Here is a 21,257-nt window from a genome sequence, read left to right on the forward strand (position 1 = left end):
ATGGGGCCTTCGGCAATCAATGCGATAACGGTTTTTGCAGTGGCCGATCGGTTTCTGCGTTATGTACAAGTGGATACCCAATCCGACCCAACATCGCCCACTTGCCCCTCTACCGAAAAACAGAAAAACCTCGGGCGGATATTGTTGGACGAATTGGTAGCCATGGGCATTTCCGATGCTCATTTGGATAACCATGGGTACGTATACGCCACCATCCCCGCCAATACCGATAAGGAGCACGTACCGGTCATCTGCTTTTGTTCCCACATGGACACTTCACCCGATTGTTCGGGAGCCAACGTCAAGCCGCTGATGCATCGGAACTATCAAGGCGGACACATCGTTCTGCCCGACGACCCCACAGTGGTTATTAGCCCGGATCAACACCCCGATTTGCAACACCAAATAGGCAACGATATCATTACCGCGAGTGGCACCACGCTATTGGGAGCCGATGATAAGGCCGGCATCGCAGAAATCATGACCGCTGCGCAGGTGCTGATGACACACCCGGAAATCAAACACGGTACCATCAAATTGCTTTTTACGCCGGATGAGGAAATCGGCCGGGGTGTAGACAAGGTCGATTTAGGCAAACTGGGTGCTCAATATGCCTACACCGTTGATGGCGAAACCGCAGGTTCCATCGAAGATGAGACTTTTTCAGCAGATGCGGCTACCGTAACCATCAGTGGTGTCAGTGTACATCCAGGCTTCGCCAAAGACAAGCTGCGAAGCGCAATCAAGATTGCCGCAGAAATCATCACACAATTACCGGCTGACCGATTAGCTCCGGAAAGCACTGCAGGGCGGGAAGGTTTTGTTCATCCCGTATCCGTTAGGGGAAGCGTGGAAGAGGCCGCCATTGATTTTATCATACGGGATTTTACCGACGAAAACCTCCTCGCCCACGAGGCGGAATTGGAAAAACTGGTCAGGACCGTTGTTTCCCGTTACCCGGGATGTTCCTACCGTTTCAGCGTAAAAGAGCAATACCGCAATATGAAACAGGTGCTGAACCGCCACCCGCTGGTCATGGAGATCGGCATGGAAGCTATCCGGCGGGCAGGCATGCAGCCCATCAGGCGAAGCATCCGGGGCGGTACAGACGGCTCCCGCCTTTCCTTTATGGGGCTTCCCTGCCCCAATATATTTGCCGGGGGGCATGCGTTCCATGGCCGGGAAGAATGGGTATCCGTACAGGACATGGAAAAAGCGGTACGCACCATCCTTCATATCGCCGTTTTATGGGAGGAGAAACAATATGCCAACTGATTTTGAAACCATAACGCGGATCATCAAGCACCGCCGGTCGGTGTTTCCGCCAAGCTTTACCTCCGCAGCCATCCCGAAAGAACTGCTCTCGGAACTCTTGGCCTGTGCGCATACAGCACCGACGCATAAACTCACCCAGCCGTGGCGATTTGTGGTGTTCCGCGAGGACGGACTCCCAAAACTGGCTGACCACTTGGCCATGCTGTATAAGGAAAACACACCGGCCGAACAGTTTATACAAAAAAAATACGACAACACCCGCGAAAAAGTACTGCAATCGGGTGCCGTTATCGCCATCGTGGTATCGTACAGCGGCGCGGTACCCCAGTGGGAAGAATTGGCAGCCACCGCCTGCGCAGTACAGAACCTCTGGCTTGCCGCCTCGGCCGCCGGCATCGGTGGCTATTGGAGCAGCCCCGGCACCGTCAGTGCCATGGGGGATTTCCTGGCCCTGGCCGGAAATGAAGAATGCCTCGGCTTTTTCTACATGGGCTACCATACCGAGCCGCCACGCGAAGCCAACCGCCGTCCGTTAATGGCTGCCATACGGTGGGAAGAGCACGGTTAAAAATAAAGGCGGGCAAATACGTTCCATGTGCGCTTAAGGGTGTAGGCTTTGACTTCTTCAATCATCTCGCTCTGTGGATTAATACGATAGTACCGGCTGATTTCGGTGGCTGTGTTAAACGCATTCTGCATGGCAAAGCCGGTGCGTAGTCGCCAACCGTTCGGAAAACCGACATTCAAGCTTCCGGATAAATCCACCTGGAAATGATCGGCCAGCCTGCTACCATTCGGCGAATCATACTGGACAAATAGCGTTCCATCGTCCCTGATTCCAGGAATCCGTGATGCAGGCTCGGAGTAATACCGCCCGGCATACCAAGTGGAGCCAATGGCGCCTTGCCACGTGTTGTTATCGTAAATAAATCCACTGCGCAGTGCCAGTGGGACATGGTGGTGATTTCTGAACGTTTGCGGGTTTAGGTCTGGAAAAAAATAGGCACTTCGATTGATATTGCCATTGACCCATCCCGTGAAATGTCCGCTTTGTTTCTGCACCAGTACTTCCATGCCTTTCACCGTATAGTCGCCTATTGTCCCATACCGTTCAAATGGGTATTGCAAACCTTGGCTCCGGCCGCTGATATTGTTTACCTGTTTAACGAACGGTTCTGCGGTAATCAGCCAGTTGTCACGTTGGAATTGTATTTCCAGCGACAACTGTTGGCTGCCGATCAGTGGTACATCGCTGCCATTGGCCAACTTCCACCGCCGGGTTTCTACACCGAAGAAATCCTGCTGGGTGTGTATTTCCTGATAAGCCGTCTGACTCTTGGTTTCGCCCAGCAAGGTAAGCCGCCAGCCTGCTCCCCATTGATAAGAAAGCATAAGCCGCGGCTCGGTACGGAACTGCCGGTATGCTGCAAAATAATGCTGCCGTATGCCGGCCGATAGATCCATGCTCTTGAAACTCGCCCTGCCCTGGACAATCCATGCATGATTCAGGAGAGACGCGTCACTCGACCAACTGGTATCCGGAAAATGGCTTTGGTCGTTGTTGCCCACTACAGTCTTATCCAATTGGTAACCCAAATCAATAGCAAACCCACGCTGCAACAGGATATGATGCCCAGCTGAAAATTCCAAAGCCAGTACATCGTTCCGCTGCAAAGTAACCTGATCGTTATCTACACGAAAGTCCTTGGCCTGCAGTTGGTAAGCCGACAAAGATGCCTGTGCATCACTGGTTTGCCACTGGTTCCACCGCTTTTCATAGGCTATATTACCCCCCAAGGACGACTGGCTCAGCGTACTGGTTTCTGCAGCACGGCTGTGCTGGCTGCTTTGCGTAACATTCAGGCTATTGGCAATTAGAATAGCATTGGCTCGGAAAGCAGACGTGGCATCGATCTGATGATTGACCTGCGCCGTGGCATCATAGAAATAAAATACTTCCTCACTGGTGTAATCCAACGGCTGGTCGGCAAAGAAATTGGTAACTTTCGTATGCTGGAATACACGATCGGAATACCTCCTGTAAATAGGAAACGACATGAAATCCGTAAACGAACGCCGGCCACTGAATTGCCAATAGGTTTTTGGAGATGTATGAACGGCCACATTGAAATCGGCATTCACCAAGTTGAAGCCCGCTGACCGCTCTTGGACCTGTGCCGGACCGGGTCGGCTGTCAATCACAACGGTACCCGATACCGATTCGCCGTATGTCGCGGGGGTACCGTTTTTGTATACCGTAATGGCATGTGGCAAATTAGGATTAAAGGCCGAAATAAGGCCGAAAAAGTGCCCCGTTTGGAACAGGCGTATCCCGTTCCACACAAACAGGTTTTGATCGTGCGTACCGCCCCTTACACTGATATCGGAAACGGACTGGTTAACGCTGATGATGCCCGGCATCTGCCGTAAAGTCCGCAATACATCAGGCTCGGTATCACCCGGCAGCATTCCGGTTTCTTTAGGCATAATGTAATAACTGTTTCCCGTCTTCTTCTGTATCCCTTTTGTCAGGAAATGAGTAACGGACGTTTCGCTTAATTCCACGGGTTGCCTGTCCAATTTAAAAACCGGGAGTTGCATGATTTCGGTTGCACTCCACGATACCGTCAATGACCGGTAACCTATATGTGAGATGTGGAACACCGTTGAATCGGCCAGTTCCAATTCAAAACACCCCCATTTATCTGCTACCGCACTTGTACCCATCGGGGCGCGCACCGTGGCGTACGGCAACGGGGCATTTGTTGCTGCATCCAGCACGACGCCCTTTACCCTCCCCTTCTTATCCAGTTGGCCCTGTACCACTACATACCCCGGAGCAACCACCGTAACCGCCAGTCCTGTCTGCTCCTGTATGTAACGCAATTGCTCAGGCAAGGCCCCCGCCCGATCGATCGGCTTTATCCGCACCCCATGGACCTCAGCATCAATGAAACTGAACCGGACGCCATGCCGTTGTTCCAGCATAGACAGGTAGGCTTCCAACGGTATATCCCGTTCCTGGGCCTCCGCCCGGCAAGCGGTTAACAACAAGAATAAAATACTCAATCTGGCCAACAACGCTACTTTGAAATTAGCTGATAAGTACCGTTATCCCCCGTGTGCTGCATTGAAAAAGCTTTGCCTATGATGTCCAACGCCACGTCTAAATCATCAGCCGGCACCGATCCGGTAAACGTACCTTTGGCGGGTGCCTGCTGAGCGGTGATAAGCACGTCATAAACACGCCCCAGTTCGGTTAGTACATCCGCCAGCGGTGCCGATCGGAAATCCAACCGCCGCTGTGTCCAGACGGGCTGCCTCAGAAAAATCCGATTATGCTCCCAACGACCGTCTTTGATGGCTACCGATCGGCCGGCAACAACAACCTCTTGCTTCCCTCCTTGGTTTACCTGCACCTTACCTTCGTAACAACTGGTTTCCAAAACGCCATCCGCCACTTTCACATTAAACTGTGTACCCAAAACCCCGACACTGCCCACTGACGTGTTGACGACGAATATCCCTCCACGGTCTACCCGGAAGTAGGCCTCACCCTCAAGGCGCAGCTTACGCCGGAAAAGCCATAGCCACCTGTTGTATTCCAGCCGCGACAGCCTGTTAAGTGTCACTTCAGAGCCGTCCGGCAAGCTGACGTCCATTTGCTCTGCCGCAGCGGTTTCGAACACCCGGTTGCCCGAACGGAACAGCAGCACACCAATCAATGCTATTACTGCTATTGATGCCGCTACGGCCCAGCCACCGGAACGGTACGGACGGCGGCGCAATCTGCCCGGATCTTTGGATGCGAGCACCGTAGCCAGCGATACCTCATCATCCGTATTATCGGGAACCTCCAGTAACGACGAATAATGTTTTATCTTCTCGTATAATGCATAATCCGGATCGCGTTTCAGTGCCGCTAACTCGGGGCCGGTCAATTCGCCGTTGAGGAACGTAGCCAGTTTATTATCCTGCTCCATAACGCCTAGCTATTTAAATTCGGTTAATGTCTTTTTCAATGCCAGCATGGCCAAGTGTATCCGCTTCTCCACAGCTTTCACACTGATACCTAATACAGCCGCAATTTCGGCATACTTGAGCTTGTCTACCCGGTGCATCAAGAAAGCCTGGCGCTGCGCATCGCTTAAGTTGGCAATGGCACGGAGGAGCCGCTCCTTAAACTGCTTTTCCTCCAGCAGAAACTGAGGCGACTCGAAGCTTTCAGTTTCATGGTTTCCGTTTTTACTGTAGGTAAGCATCACTTTCTCATGAGCTTTCACCTTCAGCATTTTACGGTAAGCAACACTATACAAGTACGGTTTGGCTCGCTCGTAAGGTACTTTGTCGCAATGCTGCCACAAGGCAGCGAAAGCCTCCTGCGCCACGTCGCTGGCGCGTTCCATATCGCCGAACCGATAATATAGGAAATGGCGCAATGTCTTGACCTGTTCCCTGAAAAACCGCGCAAATACCGCTTCCTTGCAAACGGACCGCTCATCCAACACACACGTTTCCATTCGTTAAAGATAATCTATTGCTGTTAATAACCGCTATATCCTAAAAAACCCTACCTGAAAAAAAATAAAAAATCAAGGGTAGGGTTTCTGCGAACCAAGCGGTTTTAAGCTCGTAAAAAGAAAAATAAACATGAAACAATTCGTATTATTCACAGCACTGATGGCAGCATGCCTGCTTGCACAAGCACAACAACAAGTACGGTTCGGCGTAAAAGCCGGTTTGAATTTATCTTCCCTGGGCGATTATGAGCTCCTGCTTGAAGGCCAGGAAGACGCCGAGCTGGAGAACAAACCCGGCTTCCATGCCGGTATCGTGGCCCAGATTCCGCTGGCAAACCAATTGGGCATTGAAACGGGCGTATTTTACACGCAGCTCGGCGGCCGGGAACGCGAGCGCGATTGGGATGAACAATACAAGGTGACCGCTAATTCTGCGTACCTGCAGGTTCCAGTCAGTCTTTTTTATGAATTCCAGTTACCCATGCAAATCAGCATTTACCCCTCATTGGGCGTCTACGGCAGCTATGGGCTGGGAGGCGATATCAAAGCGGAAGGCCAGGTGGGCGGCACGGACATCACACGCAACCAACAGTATTTCGGTGATTTTGCAAACCGGTTTGATTTCGGAGGGACAGCAGGCCTGCATGTTGGGCTAGGGCACTTCCTGATCGGTGCCGGATACGACCGCGGCTTTACGCGGGTAAACAGCGAGCGGGTGCCTTATGGTGACAACGCCTTCAATTCCAACATCAGGTTTTCCGTAGGTTTCTTATTTTAGCATCATGATGAAATGTAAATTCATATTCGGTATCGTACTTGCCTTGGCAAGTACGATCACCATTTCGTGCGATAAAGACGACGATGATATCACCAACCCGCAGACCATTGTGGTGAGCAACCTGTTAAAAGAAGGTATATGGGCTATTACCACGTTCAAGCACGACGGTCTGGATAAAACGGCCGCGATGGATGGCTTTGCTTTCCAATTTGGTTCCGGAAATATCCTCGAGGCAACCACCGGAAGCGAAACCTATACCGGCACGTGGTCTGTCACGGCCGACGACGACGATATGGAACTGAACATTTTCTTTTCAAACCCTGTAACACTACGCGTTTTAAATGACGATTGGGATATCATTAATTACTCGGCAAACCGCATAGCGGTTGCAGAAGATTATGGCGACAGGGACGAAAGTGTACTGGTGTTTGAACGGTATACCGAATAACCCTTAACCGAAGTGAAGCGTCAGGGGGTTATCGGAATATCAACTTTATTTTCCCGGTGTTGCCTTTCCAGGTGGGTCCGTTATCCAGCAACCGCTTCGCTTCGGCCAACAGTTCCGCTACCGCCCCTTCGGTATCCCGGATAGCGGCGGGCCGGCCCTGCTCATCAATAGTGAAGGCTAACAACACTTCCCCCTTGGGTAATTCATTTCCCATGTGCTCGGCAAGGTACGCATTAAACGCTTTCCATCCCTGTGCCGGCTCCGCATCAAATGCCATTCCGGTGATGGGCAGGGCCTGTATGCCCACAGCTTGAGGCACAGCAAGCTCCACCTGCACCTCTTTCTCGCCCCGTTGCGGATCCGGATGGTTACGCATCCACAGCAACACCAGCACCAGTACCATCAATACGCAAGCGGTGGCGGCTACCCCCAGTCGTTGCCAACCGAAATAAAAGGCATGGCGCTCCTTCGTCTGCTGGGTAATGCGATCAGCCAACCGCTGCTGCAGTAGGCTTAGCTGCCGGTGGCTCACGCGCTGCTGCAGACGGTAGCCGTCAATGGCATCCTGCAACAAGGGGTCGTCCAGCGCCTCCCGCTCAAGCTCATACATCTCCTCTCGGGATAATTCGCCGTTGAGGTACCGTTGTATGCGAATGATTAGGTAATTGTTGTTCATTCCTGTTTCCTTTCCATGCAGATTTTTAAGTTGCGTTTGCCGTTCTGGATGTAACTTTTTACTTTATTGAGATCATACCCCGTAATAGCTGCAACGTCTTTATAGCACTTTTGTTCCAGGTAAAATAGCCGGATGCAGCGTTGCTGTTCTTCGTTGAGTTCTTCCAAACACGATTCCATCAGCGCAAGCCGCTCTTCAGTAATGGGCTCCTCATATTGTTGATGCAATAACCGATCACTTTCCACAAGATGCTCTTCAATATCCACCGTACTGACCCGGCTCTCAGTACGCAGATCCATCAGGCAATGATTCCGCGCCAACGTATACAGCCAGCTTTTGAAATTGCTCACTTCATGGACCCGCAACTTGGCAACGAGCGATTCAAAGATCTGCATAACCGCGTCCTCGCTTTTCGCCTCATCCTTATAATATTTGAAGCACAAACCGTAGACCAACGGCATGTAGGGCTCATACAACCTACCCAGCAATTGCAGGTTGCCTGTTTCCCGGTATGCGGTCAATAGATACTGTTCAGACTGTTCCACCAACCAAACATACCAATTTCCACGGACACTAAAAAGAAACCGGGGCGGTATATACTGCCCCGGTCTCGCCTTCTCATGTGTGTTTGTGAATTATTGTTACGTCAGCTAACCTAAAAACACCAGCCATTCGCATCAATCAATTGTTTCGCCACCCGCTGCCGGGCATCTTTGGCATTATAGGGCTCGGTTTTTGTAAAGCGCCGCAATCCCATCAGCATCATCTTCAGTTCATCCCCCGCTGCAAAGGCATTCAACGCCTCCTTTCCGGCAAGGTAAACCGCATCAACCGCTGCGTGCAGGTAAATACGGGCCATATCCAGCTGACCTTGCACCGCATCGCCTCCCTGACGATTGGAGAGCTTCTCCACACGGAGCAACGCAGATTCAGCCAAATAAATATAGCCGATAATGTCGGCGATGTTCATCAGTATCTCCTGCTCCTTCTGCAATGCCATCATGAGCTTCTGTACGGCGGCACCGGCTACCAGCAAGCCCGCTTTCTTGAGGTTGGCGATTACCTTCTTCTCATAAGCAAACGGCACATCATCGGTTTCCCCGAAGTCGGGGATGGCCGTCAGTTCAGCTGCCACCGTCTGTGCAGGCCCCATCAGGTCAAGCTCACCCTTCAACGCCCGTTTCAATAGCATATCCACGATAAGCAGGCGGTTCACCTCATTGGTACCCTCAAAGATGCGGTTAATGCGCGAATCACGGTATGCACGTTCCATCGGTGCCTCGGCCGAGTATCCCATACCACCATAGATTTGCACCCCTTCATCCACCACATAATCAAGCATTTCCGATCCCCACACCTTCAATATCGCGCATTCAATGGCAAACTGCTCGGTCGCTTTCAGTTTCGCCGTGACGGCATCCATTCCGCCTGCTACCAAGGTTCCGTACGTGTCGTCGATATGCTGACCGGCCCGGTACGCGGCGCTTTCCACAGCGAAATTGCGCGTGGCCATCTCCGCCAGTTTATGGCGTATGGCCCCGAATTTTGAAATCTGAATACCGAACTGTACGCGTTCATTGGCATAATTAACTGCCTGGTTGATGACCCGTCGTGATGACCCGATGGTGGCAGCCCCCAGTTTAATGCGCCCCACATTGAGGATATTCACGGCAATCTTGAAGCCGTTGCCTCGCTCCGACAACATGTTCTCCACCGGTACGGGGCAGTCGTTGAAAAACACCTGCCGGGTCGAAGACCCCTTGATGCCCAGCTTATGCTCCTCGGGATTCATGCTAATCCCGCCGAAGCTGCGTTCCACAATAAACGCTGTATGGTTCTTGTCATCGTCGATTTTGGCAAACACAATGAACACGTCAGCGAAACCACCGTTGGTAATCCACATTTTCTGCCCGTTGATGAGGTAATGCGTGCCTTCAGCGTTCAATTTAGCGCTGGTGCGGCCCGAATTGGCATCCGACCCCGCGTTCGGCTCCGTAAGGCAATAAGCCGCTTTCCATTCGCCCGTGGCCAACTTCGGGACATACTTCTCCTTTTGGGCATCATTACCATAATACAGGATGGGCAATGTGCCGATACCGGTATGTGCTGACAGCGCCACCGCGAACGAATGCCCTGCTCCGATGACATCGGCCACCAGCATGGACGTATTGAAATTCTTGCCGAATCCGCCATACTGTTCAGGAACAGATACCCCTAACAGCCCCAATTCACCCGCTTTGTCCAGCAGCCCTTCCATCAACCCTTCTTCCTGTGCATCGATGCGGTCGAGCTTGGGAAAAATTTCAGCGTCCAGGAAGTCTGCGCAGGTCTGTTTGATCATGACCTGTTCGTCATCGAAGTCCTCAGGGATGAATATATCCCGGTAACTCGTTTCCCTGACTACGAATTCACCACCTTTAATCGTATTTTTCGTTTCCGTTGCCATAATCTGTTTCGTCAAAACACCTCAAAAATCCCGGCCGCCCCCTGTCCTGTTCCCACGCACATGGTGACCATGCCATATTTTTGGTTTCTGCGCTTTGCTTCGTGGAAGAGTTGCACGGATAGTTTTGCTCCGGTACAGCCCAAAGGGTGCCCTAAAGCAATGGCCCCGCCATTAACATTCAGGTTATCCGGATTGATGCCCAGCTCGCGCACCACGGCCAGCGACTGGGCTGCAAACGCCTCGTTCAACTCGATCAAGCCGATATCGTCCAGTTTTAAGTCAGCCATGCGCAGCGCTTTCGGTATCGCATCAATAGGACCTATTCCCATGATGCGCGGTGGTACGCCCGCCACGCCGTAGCTCACCAGCCGGGCGATGGGCTCCACGTCCAGTTCTTTCAGTTTCCGTTCGGATACCACCAAAACGAATGCCGCACCGTCTGACGTTTGCGAAGAGTTACCCGCCGTAACGCTGCCTCCGGCAGCAAATACAGGCTTCAATTTCGCCAGTGCTTCCGGACTGGTATCCGGGCGGGGTCCTTCATCGGTATCCACGGTATATTCACGGGTCTCGATGTTCTTGCCGTCTTTAAGGTAATTCTCACGTATCGTAATCGGTACCACACCCGCCTTGAGCCGTCCGTCTTTAATAGCCGCTATCGCCTTCTGGTGCGACTGGAAGGCAAACATATCCTGATCTTCACGGCTAACGTGATATTCTTTCGCTACGGCTTCAGCAGTCAATCCCATGTTCCAGTACCAGTCGGGGTGATGTTTGGCCACCTCCGCATTAGGCACCACCTTCCACCCGCCCATGGGCATGCCCGACATCACCTCCACCCCGCCGGCAACGATGGCATCGGCCATCCCCGCCCTGATTTTGGCTACGGCAGTGGCAATCGTTTCCAGTCCCGAGGCACAATAGCGGTTCACTGTCACCCCCGGCACCTTATCCGTATCCAACCCCATCAGGGAGATAATCCGCCCGATATTGAGGCCCTGCTCCGCTTCCGGCGTTGCGTTACCCACGATAACATCATCTACCTGCTCCTTGTCCAGATTGGGTACGGAAGCCACCAGGTGCTTAATGACATCCGCGGCGAGGTCATCGGCGCGGGTAAAACGAAAAACTCCGCGCGGTGCTTTACCAACTGCTGTCCGGTAACCTGCTATAATGTATGCTTCCATATAGACTTGAAATTTGATTAATTCCTGTTTAATCGGCTCCGAAATCGATCACACTAATTTCTCAACGGTTTTCCCTTGGTCAACATATGCTGTATCCGCTCCAGCGTTTTCCGTTCGCCGCATAGCGACAAAAATGCTTCCCGTTCCAGATCCAATAAATATTCTTCTGACACTTCGGTTGGTGCCGACAGGTCGCCCCCGCACAACACCCACCCCAACTTTTCCGAAATTTTCTGGTCATGCTCGGAGATATAATTGCCTGCGCGCATGGAATTGGCTCCGGCGTATACGATGCCCAAACCCTGCTTGCCCAGCACTTTAATATCTTTTCGCGGCGCGGGTTGTGTATAGCCCGCTTCGGCCAGCTCGATGGCTTTCGCCTTGGCATCAGCCAATAGGCGATTCCGATTCATGCTGACGGCATACTTCCCCTCCTGGAGGTATCCCAACTCAAACGCTTCCACAGCAGACGTGGATACCTTCGCCTGCCCGATGGTCAGAAACCGTTCGCGCAGTACCTGCTGCTCAATCTGCCCCTCCTTGAACTCATCTGACGCCCGCAGGGCAAACTCCTTCGAACCGCCCCCGCCGGGAATGACCCCCACACCGAACTCCACCAGCCCCATATAGGTTTCGGCATGAAGCTGCACGAAGTCGGCATGCATGGAAAACTCACAGCCCCCTCCCAGTGTGAGTGCAAACGGTGCCGCCACAACGGGAATGGACGAATAGCGCAGGCGCATGGATGTCTGCTGGAACGTCTTCACCGCCATGTTCAGCTCGTCGTAATCCTGCTCCACGGCCATCATGAAAATCATACCGATGTTGGCCCCTGCCGAAAAGTTAGCCCCGTCGTTGCCGATGACCAAGCCTCGAAAATCCTTCTCGGCCAGTTCTATGGCCTTGTGAAGCCCTTGAATAACATCGCCCCCGATCGTATTCATCTTGGTATGGAATTCGGCGTTTAGGATACCGTCACCCAAATCGGTAACGGTAACCCCACTGTTTTTCCAGACCGTCTTCTGCCCCCGGATATTGTCGAGGATGATAAAGTCCCCCGTACCGGGGATGGGCTTATATGACTGCGCGCCGATATCATAATAGTATCTGATGCCGTTTTCCACTTTATAAAACGAATCATGCCCAGCATCCAGCATCTCCCGCACCCAATCCGCCACCTCACCGCTATGGCCTGGCACACGCTTTTCCTCGGCCTTGATTTTCTCGACGGTTTCTCTTACCCCCAGTGCATCCCATACCTCAAAAGGACCAAGTTCCCACCCGAAGCCCGCCCGCATGGCGTCATCGATACGGAAAAACTCATCCGTGATTTCCGGCACACGCCGGGAAACATATTCGAAAAGCGGGTAATGCATGGCCCGGAAAAACATCCCTGCCTTATCCGTACCCTGCTCATATACCTTCATCCGTTTTCGGATATCCTCCACCGCTTTGGTTGCCTCCAGTGTGCCCGCCTTTACCTTCTCCTGCTTGCGATATTCCAATGACTTCAGGTCAAGGGCCAGGATTTCACTGTTCCCTTGCTCATCTTTGATTTTCTTATAGAACCCTTGGCCGCTTTTTTCGCCAAGCCATTTGTTCTCGACCATCTGCCGGATATAACCCGGCAACTGGAATACGCCGCCAGCCTCATCGTCCTTGGCGTTTTCGGCAAGTCCATTAGCCACGTTCACCAACGTATCCAATCCCACTACATCAGCCGTGCGGAAGGTGGCTGACTTAGGGTGGCCCATCGCCGGCCCTGTGAACTTATCCACCTCTTCCACTGTGAGGTCCAGCTGTTCCACCAGATGGGTAAGCGCAAGCATGGAATAGACGCCAACACGATTACCGATAAATGCAGGGGTATCTTTACATAGCACCGTAGTTTTCCCCAGAAACTTATCTCCATAATGCATCAAGAAATCGACCACTTCCGGTTTGGTGTCTGCCGTGGGGATAATTTCAAGCAGCCGCAGATAGCGGGGAGGATTAAAGAAATGCGTGCCGCAAAAATGCGCTTTAAAATCAGCACTGCGACCTTCAGCCATCAGGTGGATCGGGATGCCCGACGTATTGGACGTGATCAGCGTACCGGGGGTACGGTGTATCTCCACCTTATCAAATACCTCCCGCTTGATATCCAGCCGCTCTACGACCACCTCAATGACCCAGTCGGCCGAAGCGATGCCCCCCATGTCATCATCGAAATTCCCTGTGGTGATCAGCTTGGCATTTTTTTTACTGAACACCGGTGAAGGGTTGGATTTCAATGCATTTTCGAGCGATTGATTGACGATACGGTTACGTACGACCCGGCTGTCGAACGTTAATCCCTTAGCTTCTTCCTGCGGGGTCAGCTCCCGAGGCACGATATCCAATAGCAGCACCTCCACCCCGATGTTAGCGAAGTGGCACGCGATACGCGAGCCCATTACCCCGGAACCCAATACGGCGATCTTTTTGATTCGCCTCTTGTCTACTATCTGATGTCTCATGTCTGATGTCTCATGTCTCAAATCCATCATTCTGGTTTATATTGTACAGCCAATTCATTTATGCGTTTCAGCGTTGAGATGAGTACCCGGCGGTCTTCACCCGTGATGTGTTCATCAAGGTAAGCGTTGAACCGACGTACGACATCCTTCGCTAACTCACGCTTGTGCTTCCCCAACTCCGTGAGGTATACTTTAACGGAACGTTTATCAGCGCGGTTTGTTTCCCTGTAAATTAATCCAAGCGCCTCCAAGTTACTCAATATCCGGGATAAGCTGGTTGTTTTCACCCCAAGCAGGTTGGCTATCTGCGATACCGGCGTGCCTTCCTTATGGATGTTGATGAGCACATACCCTGTTGCTTGCGTAATCCCAAATTGTGCCGCAATCTGATTGTACTTATTGGCGGCCGACTGCCATGCCGCTTTCAGGTAATAATCAATGGTATTGTCCTCTTCCATCATCCCGAGACATGTCAAATTTATTATGCATGCATAGCAAATTTAACCGGAATGTTTTTAGAAAGCAAATTTTAATCGAAATAAGTTGATCAAAGGATAACTATGGGAATTTCTATCTAAAGCGTTATTTTTGTCAACCATAGCGTCATTAATCATCGCAATCCATGACTAAGATTAACATTCCCCGCTTAGATTTGCTTCATTATACACATGGCACGGCTTCACAGCGTCTTCAATTTTCGAAAGACATTGGCAGTGCCTTCAATGAAACCGGATTTGTCACCATTGCCAACCACGGCATGGAAAAAGGGCTGATTGATGAGCTATACCAAGTGGTGCAGGCATTTTTTGCATTGCCGGAGGCGACTAAACTAAAATACGAAATTCCGGGCTTAGCTGGCCAGCGAGGCTATACCGCCAAAGGTAAAGAAAAGGCCAAAGATGCCAGCGTGCCCGACCTGAAAGAATTCTGGCAGCGCGGACAGGACGGCAATCCCATCGTGGAAGAACTTCCGCGCTTCGACGAAGTAACCGGAGAAGTATTCCGGCGGCTGGAAACCGTCGGACGGGAACTACTCAATGCCATTGCTGTATACCTTAGCCTGCCGGAAGATTATTTCGAACCCAGCGTTATCCAAGGCAACTCCATCCTGCGGGCCATCCATTATTTTCCGATAGCCGACCCCAGCAGCCTTCCGGCGAATGCCGTACGCGCGGGAGCGCATGAGGATATCAATCTCATTACGCTGCTCATCGGTGCCAGTGCCGACGGGTTAGAGGTGCTTACCCGTGAGGGCACGTGGTATCCCGTGAAAGCATTGGGTGAAGATATAGTGGTGAACGTTGGCGATATGCTCCAGCGGCTCACCAACAACAAGCTTAAGTCAACCACCCACCGGGTGGTGAACCCGCCACGGGAACTGATGAAGACATCCCGCTTTTCGGTGCCTTTTTTCCTGCATCCTAAAGCCAATATGAACTTAGCCGTGCTGGAATCCTGCATCGATGCCGAACATCCCAAGGCGTATGCCGACATCACCGCGGGGGAATACCTCGATGAACGACTCCGGGAAATTGGGTTGAAAATGTAATCCAGGGCAGATTTAACACAAACTTAATATAACAAACTTAAATTTACCCGGCACACCAATGCCACAAGAATGACGGGACAACCTTTCCCCAAACTTATCCTTTTGCTGCTCGCCATCGGGCTGTTTGGTACGCAAGCCTTTGCATGGCAAAACACGCAGGGCAAATTGGAACATACCCGCACACTCATCAAGCAAAATCCGGATGCAGCTTTTCTGCAAATCAAGCGACTGCTCAACGAGGCTCTTGATGAACAAGACCGATACACCGCAGCGGTATGCTATGAACAAATCGGCGAAGTATACTATTACCAAGCCGCCTATTCACAAGCCTTAGACAATTATTACAAGGCGGAAAAGCTGTTCAGAAACGGTAAACACATGGCCGAATTGGCCAATACGCTAATCAAAATCGGCGAGACCTATTACTACAACAGACAATATCCTGTGGCGTTGGATATATTTGAGGAATCCCTGCAAATCTATACAGCGCTGGGCAACCGACGGGGCATAGCCGATGCGTACGGCCATATCGGGCAGGCTTATGAAAAAACCAAAAACTACGAACTGGCCACCAAGTATCAAAACCTTGCGCTGGGGGAACTGACACATGCGGGCGACCGAACCGGCATGGCTAAGATATACGAAAACATCGGGAGCATCTATGAAGATAAATTGCAACTGGATTCGGCCTTACATTACTTCACCCTGGCCCTGGAGCTCAATATCAAAAACAACAACCAGATGGCCCAGATCGAGATCATCAACAACTTGGGCGACGTGTACCGAAAAACTGACCGGTACCCGGAAGCTCTGCAATACACCCGGCGGGCCGCACAACTGGCCGAAACCCTTAATGAACCGTATCAACTGGCCAGCGCTTACCGCGATCTCGCCCGGACCTTCGGACTGATGGGGCAGTACGTAAAGCTATGGAAGCCGACCTCTACAACAAACACCTGCTCGAAGAAAATCTCAAAGGCGAACTCGAACTGAAAACCAAGGAACTTACAAGCCATACCCTGCACCTCATCCAGAAAAATCAGTTGCTGGAAGAACTGAGGGTTAAGCTGAACAGCATGGTGCGCGACGACAAAAGGGACCAGCGCAAAGAACTGAAACAGCTTATCGGCCTCATCAACCTTAACAGTAACCAGGATAAAAACTGGGAAGACTTCAGAATTGTATTTGAACGTGTACATGAGCATTTCTTCGACAGCCTGAAAAAGCATAGCGATACCCTCACTTCGTCTGACCTTCGGCTGGCCGCCCTCATCAAGATGAACCTCGGATCCGCTGATATCGCCACCATGCTTGGTATTTCCCAAAACAGCCTCCGGATATCCCGCTACCGGCTGCGTAAGAAGCTGCACATCCAAGAAGGCGAAAGCCTCAGTTCCTTCATCCAGCGGCTCTGACCGCAGCTTAAACCTTAGCTAACCTGCCTTTAACAAAAACTTAATGGCAAAAAATTCATCGACAAACCACTAAAAAACAACCAATTACAAACATAAAAAACAAGATGTTGCCTTATTGTCTATGGACGCCGGGGAGCTGTATATATTTTGTATACGCTCCAAAATTGATTGCCCGCGGAAATGCGTCAATCTTTGCCCGAAATAAAATTGCCAAAAAATACACGGTATATGAAACAGAAAAACTCACACTTCTCCACATCCTTTTTCTGTATGTCCCTCTCCGGCATGGTCCGGCACGGCATACTGACTTTACTCCTTTTAACGTCCATAACAGTATTGGCCCAGCAGCAGGGTGTAATATCAGGTAAGGTGATAGATAATTCCACCCGCTTGTCTTTGCCCGGGGCTACGCTGCGGGTCAATATGGGCAACCGGTATACGGTTTCCACCCAGACAGGGGAATACGAATTCCTCGGCGTACCGGCAGGTACTTATGAAGTATCCATAAACTATCTCGGTTACCGGTCGTTGGTAAAAACCGTAACCGTAGCGGCCGGGGTTAATACGAAAGTTGATTTTGAACTGGACTACGGCGATACGCAACTTGGCGAAGTGGTCGTTATGGGCGACCGCTTGCGTGGTCAGGCCAGTGCGCTCAACCAGCAGAAAAACAATCCGAACATCGCTAACGTGATCAGCTCGGACCAGGTGGGACGGTTCCCCGATGCCAACATTGGCGACGCCCTTAAGCGTGTACCCGGCATTGCCATGCAGAACGACCAAGGTGAAGCGCGCGACATCATCGTACGGGGGCTGGCTCCTGAGCTTAACTCCGTGACGCTGAATGGCGACCGTATTCCCTCTGCGGAGGGCGATAATCGCCGTGTGCAGATGGATCTGATCCCCGCCGATATGGTTCAGGCTATTGTGGTCAACAAGACGCTTACCCCCGATATGGACGCCGATGCAATCGGCGGTTCGGTAGACCTGATTACACGGGCTTCTCCCAATGGCCAGCGGATATCGGCCACATTGTCCGGCGGCTACAACCCCATCAGGGAAAAGGCCTTGTACACCGGAGGCTTCGTATATGGAAACCGCTTTGCCAATGACGCCATCGGGATGATCCTCAGCGGCTCCTATAACAACAACGACTATGGTTCAGACAATATCGAAGCTACGTGGGTAGAAGATAGCCATGGGAATGCTTATGTGAGACAACAAGACATCCGCCGGTACGATGTGCAGCGCATCCGAAGGAGTGTATCCGGCTCGTTCGACTTCCGCTTGGGCGACAACCATACCTTAACCGCGGGTGCAATGTACAATTGGCGTGACGATCTGGAAAACCGCTTCCGGTTCCGCATAGACAACATCAATCCGACATACGACGACAGCAACCCGTCGGTAATAACCGGCTATACCGGCCGCGTAGGCCGGGAACTCAAAGGAGGGGCCTCGGGCAAGAATAAGAACACCCGCTTAGAAACGCAGCAAGTGCAGAACTATTCATTGAGAGGGGATCACCTGTTTGGATCTTCGGTAGATATGGATTGGGCCGCCAGCTATTCGACCGCTTCAGAAAAAAAGCCAAACGAACGCTACGCCCTGTTCAGAAGCGGCGGATTCCCCGTTTCGTTCAATGGCGACAGCCGTTTCCCGCTATATACCGTTACCAGCGGCGATCAAATGGGGCTTGGGTTTAACGAAATTACCGAAGGCCATGGATTTACCCGGGAAACAGAGTTTGGTGCCAAACTGAATTTCCGTGTACCGCTTTCAGTCGTTGAAGACCAAAAGGGACGGCTGCGTTTTGGCGGTCGCCTTCGCCTGAAGACCAAAGTTCGTGATGATATCGCTTTCGAATATGAGCCCCTCAATGAAAGTGCCTTTGCCACCTTGGCCGATGTCGAGACGGTGAATTTCCACCGTCCGCTGCTCATCGGCGACGCGTTTGTCCCCGGTCGGTTTATTACCCCTCAGTTCCTCGGCGGACTCAACTTGTCAGACGCCACCCAGTTTGAGGAAGAAGCCATACCGGACGACTACCTGATGGAAAACTATGACGCCAGGGAAAGCATTTATGCAGGGTACCTCCGCTGGGATCAAGACCTAAGCAACACGTTTTCGGTAATTATCGGCGCCAGGCTGGAGCACACCGGACTGGAATACACCGGTAACGTGATTGAAGACGAAGAAGATCTCCTGGGGTCACGTACCATACGCAACAGCTATACTAACATTTTTCCGAACATCTCTTTCAAATTCACCCCAACGGAATCCTTCGTTTTCCGTGGTGCATTCACAACGGCATTGGCTAGGCCCAACTATTACGCACTCGCACCGTACCTAAGTGTAATTCCCGGATCAGACGCCGAGATATATGCGGGAAACCCTGATCTGAATGCAACATACGCGTACAACGGCGATCTGATGATTGAAAACTATTTCAAATCGGTAGGCCTGATTTCCGGCGGGGTATTCTATAAACGCCTGAACGATTTCATTTACACGTTCGTAGACCAACAGTACACCGCCCAAAAGTTTGCCGCTGATTTTCCGGCTGAAAACAACCCCATTGCACCCGGAGAAACATGGCAGTTCACCCAAATGCGCAATGGAAGTACGGTCGACCTATATGGATTTGAAGTGGCCTTCCAACGGCAACTGGACTTTCTTCCCGGTAAATTCCTCCGCGGACTCGGTATTTACGCCAACTACACGTTTGTTGCCTCCAACGCGAAAGGTGTGACCGATGAAGACGGCAATGAACGGAATGACATCAGCCTTCCGGGAACGGTACCGCATATGCTCAACGGTTCGATCTCCTGGGAAGACAGCCGCTTTTCCATCAGAGCGTCCGCACATTACACGGCCGCTTACCTGGACGAATTAGCTGCCACCCGTTTCGACGATGCGCATTACGATCGGCAGTTTTTCCTCGATGCAAACGCCGCTTACAAAATACAGCGCAACCTGCGGATTTTCGCGGAAGCCAATAACCTGACCAACCAGCCCCTGAGGTATTACCAGGGCATACGCTCACGCACCATGCAGGCGGAATATTACCGTCCACGGTTCAACCTGGGAATAAAACTGGATTTATAACCGTTCAATTCATAAACTGTTTAACCAAACATCACCACTTATCATGAGCAAAAACACAGTAAGCAACCTCTTCGCTATCCCGGTAGCACTTGCCCTTTCCGCTGCCTGCACAGGCGGCAAACAACAGGCAGCTTCTCACAACGCAGCTGCAGACAGCATCATCAGGCCGCTTTATGTGACCGAAGCAACCCCACACGACACAGACGACCCGGCCATATGGATTAACCCGGATGACCCTGCCCAATCCCTCATCATTGGTACCGACAAAAACATCGATGGCGCATTGTATGTGTACAATCTGCAAGGCAAAATCCTTCCAGATAAAACCGTTGGCGGATTGAAAAGACCCAACAATGTGGATGTGGCCTACGGACTGTCTTTAGGTGGAAAACCCGTGGACATCGCCGTGGCTACCGAAAGGATGACGCATAAACTCCGTATCTTTTCGCTGCCCGATATGCAGCCGGTGGACAACGGTGGCATCGAGGTGTTCGAAGGCGAAACCGGGGAGGAATTCCGCGACTTGATGGGTATCGCACTGTATACCCACCCTGAAGGAAAAATCTACGCCATCGTAGGCAGGAAAACAGGGCCCACAGACGGCACCTACCTTTGGCAATACCTGCTTGAAGACGATGGAACGGGTGCGGTCAAAGCCACGCTGGTGCGCAAATTCGGCCACTTCAGCGGCCACAAGGAAATCGAGGCCCTTGCCGTGGATAATGAACTGGGGTATGTATACTGCGCTGACGAACAGGTAGGCGTGCGCAAGTATTACGCGGACCCCGACAAAGGAAACGAAGAACTGGCGCTGTTCGCCACCCAGGGATTTGCCGAAGATCATGAAGGTATCAGCATCTACAAAACGTCAGACAGCACCGGCTATATCCTTGTATCAGACCAGCAAGCCAACCAATTTATGGTGTACCCCCGTGAGGGCGAAGGCGATCCGCACCATCACCCATTGATCACCGCTATTCGGACATCGACCAACGAAAGTGACGGCTCAGACATTGTTTCCGTCCGGCTCAACGACGATTTCAAACACGGCCTCTTCGTGGCCATGAGCAACGACAGGACGTTCCAGCTCTATCGTTGGGAAGATGTTGCCGGAGAGCTCCTGAAGGTGAATAAATAACTCCCCCACCATACCATCAATGCTGCCCGATGCCGGACTGTAGTCTACTCTCGACAACAACGGCATCGGGCATTAAAAAAGGGTGCTGTACCTCCTGCATCACTAACAGGCCGATGATAACAGGTCAATGGCCATAAACCCTGATTTGTCTTTTATGGGCAGTGTATTGGGGTCACGTGAACCTTAATCAATTCCGGTCGGCGACAATACAGTGCCCGT

18 protein-coding genes are annotated in these 21,257 nt (G+C 51.7%); 9 read left to right on the plus strand and 9 right to left on the minus strand.

Features of this window, described 5'->3' with window-relative positions; genetic code table 11:
• Both pepT and BM030_RS10540 read left to right on the plus strand, forming a co-directional pair.
• Positions 1-1,275: a peptidase T gene (gene pepT / locus BM030_RS10535; RefSeq protein WP_090973546.1), complete on the plus strand. Its 1,275-nt coding sequence runs from the start codon at positions 1-3 to the stop codon at positions 1,273-1,275.
• Positions 1,265-1,843, plus strand: coding sequence for a nitroreductase family protein (locus BM030_RS10540; RefSeq protein ID WP_090973547.1), 579 nt, complete (start codon positions 1,265-1,267; stop codon positions 1,841-1,843). The genes pepT and BM030_RS10540 overlap by 11 nt, the downstream gene beginning before the upstream one ends.
• Here BM030_RS10540 and BM030_RS10545 read toward each other — a convergent pair.
• Genes BM030_RS10545 through BM030_RS10555 form a run of 3 tightly spaced genes read right to left on the minus strand, consistent with a single transcriptional unit; the run spans position 1,840 to position 5,795 of the window.
• The gene (locus tag BM030_RS10545; RefSeq protein ID WP_170845702.1) at positions 1,840-4,344 is read right to left on the minus strand and encodes a TonB-dependent receptor; all 2,505 of its coding nucleotides are present in this window, start codon (positions 4,342-4,344) and stop codon (positions 1,840-1,842) included. The two genes, BM030_RS10540 and BM030_RS10545, sit on opposite strands and share 4 nt — an antisense overlap.
• A 14-nt stretch (positions 4,345-4,358) precedes the next feature.
• The gene (locus BM030_RS10550; RefSeq protein WP_090973549.1) at positions 4,359-5,258 is read right to left on the minus strand and encodes a FecR family protein; all 900 of its coding nucleotides are present in this window, start codon (positions 5,256-5,258) and stop codon (positions 4,359-4,361) included.
• Positions 5,259-5,267: 9 nt separating this feature from the next.
• Positions 5,268-5,795, minus strand: coding sequence for an RNA polymerase sigma factor (locus BM030_RS10555; protein WP_090973550.1), 528 nt, complete (start codon positions 5,793-5,795; stop codon positions 5,268-5,270).
• A gap of 130 nt (positions 5,796-5,925) precedes the next feature.
• Here BM030_RS10555 and BM030_RS10560 point away from each other — a divergent pair, with 130 nt between their 5' ends.
• Positions 5,926-6,573 (plus strand): porin family protein, encoded by a 648-nt coding sequence (locus BM030_RS10560; RefSeq protein ID WP_090973551.1) that lies wholly within the window; start codon positions 5,926-5,928, stop codon positions 6,571-6,573.
• Positions 6,574-6,577: 4 nt separating this feature from the next.
• A complete protein-coding gene (locus tag BM030_RS10565; RefSeq protein ID WP_090973552.1) occupies positions 6,578-7,021 on the plus strand; it encodes a hypothetical protein in 444 nt (147 codons plus the stop codon).
• Positions 7,022-7,049: 28 nt separating this feature from the next.
• Here the strand turns inward: BM030_RS10565 and BM030_RS10570 are convergent, their stop codons facing one another.
• The 6 genes from BM030_RS10570 to BM030_RS10595 all read right to left on the minus strand — a co-directional run bounded on the left by BM030_RS10570 (position 7,050) and on the right by BM030_RS10595 (position 14,286).
• Positions 7,050-7,697, minus strand: a complete 648-nt coding sequence (locus tag BM030_RS10570; RefSeq protein WP_090973553.1) for an anti-sigma factor — start codon at positions 7,695-7,697, stop codon at positions 7,050-7,052.
• Positions 7,694-8,242 carry an RNA polymerase sigma factor gene (locus BM030_RS10575; protein WP_244518848.1) on the minus strand — a complete coding sequence of 183 codons (549 nt, stop codon included), beginning with the start codon at positions 8,240-8,242 and terminating at the stop codon, positions 7,694-7,696. The genes BM030_RS10570 and BM030_RS10575 overlap by 4 nt, the downstream gene beginning before the upstream one ends.
• 110 nt (positions 8,243-8,352) lie before the next feature.
• Entirely contained in the window at positions 8,353-10,143 is a 1,791-nt protein-coding gene (locus BM030_RS10580; RefSeq protein WP_090973554.1) for an acyl-CoA dehydrogenase family protein, read from the minus strand.
• Positions 10,144-10,154: 11 nt separating this feature from the next.
• A complete protein-coding gene (locus BM030_RS10585) occupies positions 10,155-11,330 on the minus strand; it encodes an acetyl-CoA C-acyltransferase (RefSeq protein ID WP_090973555.1) in 1,176 nt (391 codons plus the stop codon).
• A 53-nt stretch (positions 11,331-11,383) separates the two neighbouring features.
• Positions 11,384-13,858: a 3-hydroxyacyl-CoA dehydrogenase/enoyl-CoA hydratase family protein gene (locus BM030_RS10590; protein WP_244518850.1), complete on the minus strand. Its 2,475-nt coding sequence runs from the start codon at positions 13,856-13,858 to the stop codon at positions 11,384-11,386.
• Positions 13,855-14,286 (minus strand): MarR family winged helix-turn-helix transcriptional regulator, encoded by a 432-nt coding sequence (locus BM030_RS10595; RefSeq protein ID WP_090973582.1) that lies wholly within the window; start codon positions 14,284-14,286, stop codon positions 13,855-13,857. Before BM030_RS10595 ends, BM030_RS10590 begins: the two co-directional genes overlap by 4 nt.
• Positions 14,287-14,450: 164 nt before the next feature.
• On the opposite strand from BM030_RS10595, the gene BM030_RS10600 reads away from it, so the two are divergent.
• The 5 genes from BM030_RS10600 (at position 14,451) to BM030_RS10620 (ending at position 21,038) form a co-directional block, all read left to right on the plus strand.
• Positions 14,451-15,377: an isopenicillin N synthase family dioxygenase gene (locus tag BM030_RS10600; protein WP_090973557.1), complete on the plus strand. Its 927-nt coding sequence runs from the start codon at positions 14,451-14,453 to the stop codon at positions 15,375-15,377.
• Between the two features lie 69 nt (positions 15,378-15,446).
• Complete coding sequence (locus BM030_RS10605) at positions 15,447-16,370, plus strand: tetratricopeptide repeat protein (protein ID WP_090973558.1); 924 nt, start codon at positions 15,447-15,449, stop codon at positions 16,368-16,370.
• Complete coding sequence (locus tag BM030_RS10610) at positions 16,307-16,792, plus strand: helix-turn-helix transcriptional regulator (RefSeq protein ID WP_090973559.1); 486 nt, start codon at positions 16,307-16,309, stop codon at positions 16,790-16,792. The genes BM030_RS10605 and BM030_RS10610 overlap by 64 nt, the downstream gene beginning before the upstream one ends.
• Before the next feature lie 228 nt (positions 16,793-17,020).
• Positions 17,021-19,900 (plus strand): TonB-dependent receptor, encoded by a 2,880-nt coding sequence (locus BM030_RS10615; RefSeq protein ID WP_244518852.1) that lies wholly within the window; start codon positions 17,021-17,023, stop codon positions 19,898-19,900.
• 43 nt (positions 19,901-19,943) lie between these two features.
• Positions 19,944-21,038, plus strand: a complete 1,095-nt coding sequence (locus BM030_RS10620; protein ID WP_090973561.1) for a phytase — start codon at positions 19,944-19,946, stop codon at positions 21,036-21,038.
• The last annotated feature ends 219 nt before the right edge of the window (positions 21,039-21,257 follow it).

Source organism: Parapedobacter composti (genome assembly GCF_900112315.1).
In the GTDB taxonomy this organism is placed as follows: domain Bacteria; phylum Bacteroidota; class Bacteroidia; order Sphingobacteriales; family Sphingobacteriaceae; genus Parapedobacter; species Parapedobacter composti.

Coding starts and splice junctions, on each gene's coding strand:
- pepT (WP_090973546.1), top strand. CDS start 1: ATGGGGCCTTCGGCAATCAATGCGATAACGGTTTTTGCAGTGGCCGAT.
- BM030_RS10540 (WP_090973547.1), top strand. CDS start 1,265: ATGCCAACTGATTTTGAAACCATAACGCGGATCATCAAGCACCGCCGG.
- BM030_RS10550 (WP_090973549.1), bottom strand. CDS start 5,258: ATGGAGCAGGATAATAAACTGGCTACGTTCCTCAACGGCGAATTGACC.
- BM030_RS10555 (WP_090973550.1), bottom strand. CDS start 5,795: ATGGAAACGTGTGTGTTGGATGAGCGGTCCGTTTGCAAGGAAGCGGTA.
- BM030_RS10560 (WP_090973551.1), top strand. CDS start 5,926: ATGAAACAATTCGTATTATTCACAGCACTGATGGCAGCATGCCTGCTT.
- BM030_RS10565 (WP_090973552.1), top strand. CDS start 6,578: ATGATGAAATGTAAATTCATATTCGGTATCGTACTTGCCTTGGCAAGT.
- BM030_RS10570 (WP_090973553.1), bottom strand. CDS start 7,697: ATGAACAACAATTACCTAATCATTCGCATACAACGGTACCTCAACGGC.
- BM030_RS10580 (WP_090973554.1), bottom strand. CDS start 10,143: ATGGCAACGGAAACGAAAAATACGATTAAAGGTGGTGAATTCGTAGTC.
- BM030_RS10585 (WP_090973555.1), bottom strand. CDS start 11,330: ATGGAAGCATACATTATAGCAGGTTACCGGACAGCAGTTGGTAAAGCA.
- BM030_RS10590 (WP_244518850.1), bottom strand. CDS start 13,858: ATGATGGATTTGAGACATGAGACATCAGACATGAGACATCAGATAGTA.
- BM030_RS10595 (WP_090973582.1), bottom strand. CDS start 14,286: ATGGAAGAGGACAATACCATTGATTATTACCTGAAAGCGGCATGGCAG.
- BM030_RS10600 (WP_090973557.1), top strand. CDS start 14,451: ATGACTAAGATTAACATTCCCCGCTTAGATTTGCTTCATTATACACAT.
- BM030_RS10605 (WP_090973558.1), top strand. CDS start 15,447: ATGACGGGACAACCTTTCCCCAAACTTATCCTTTTGCTGCTCGCCATC.
- BM030_RS10610 (WP_090973559.1), top strand. CDS start 16,307: ATGGAAGCCGACCTCTACAACAAACACCTGCTCGAAGAAAATCTCAAA.
- BM030_RS10615 (WP_244518852.1), top strand. CDS start 17,021: ATGAAACAGAAAAACTCACACTTCTCCACATCCTTTTTCTGTATGTCC.
- BM030_RS10620 (WP_090973561.1), top strand. CDS start 19,944: ATGAGCAAAAACACAGTAAGCAACCTCTTCGCTATCCCGGTAGCACTT.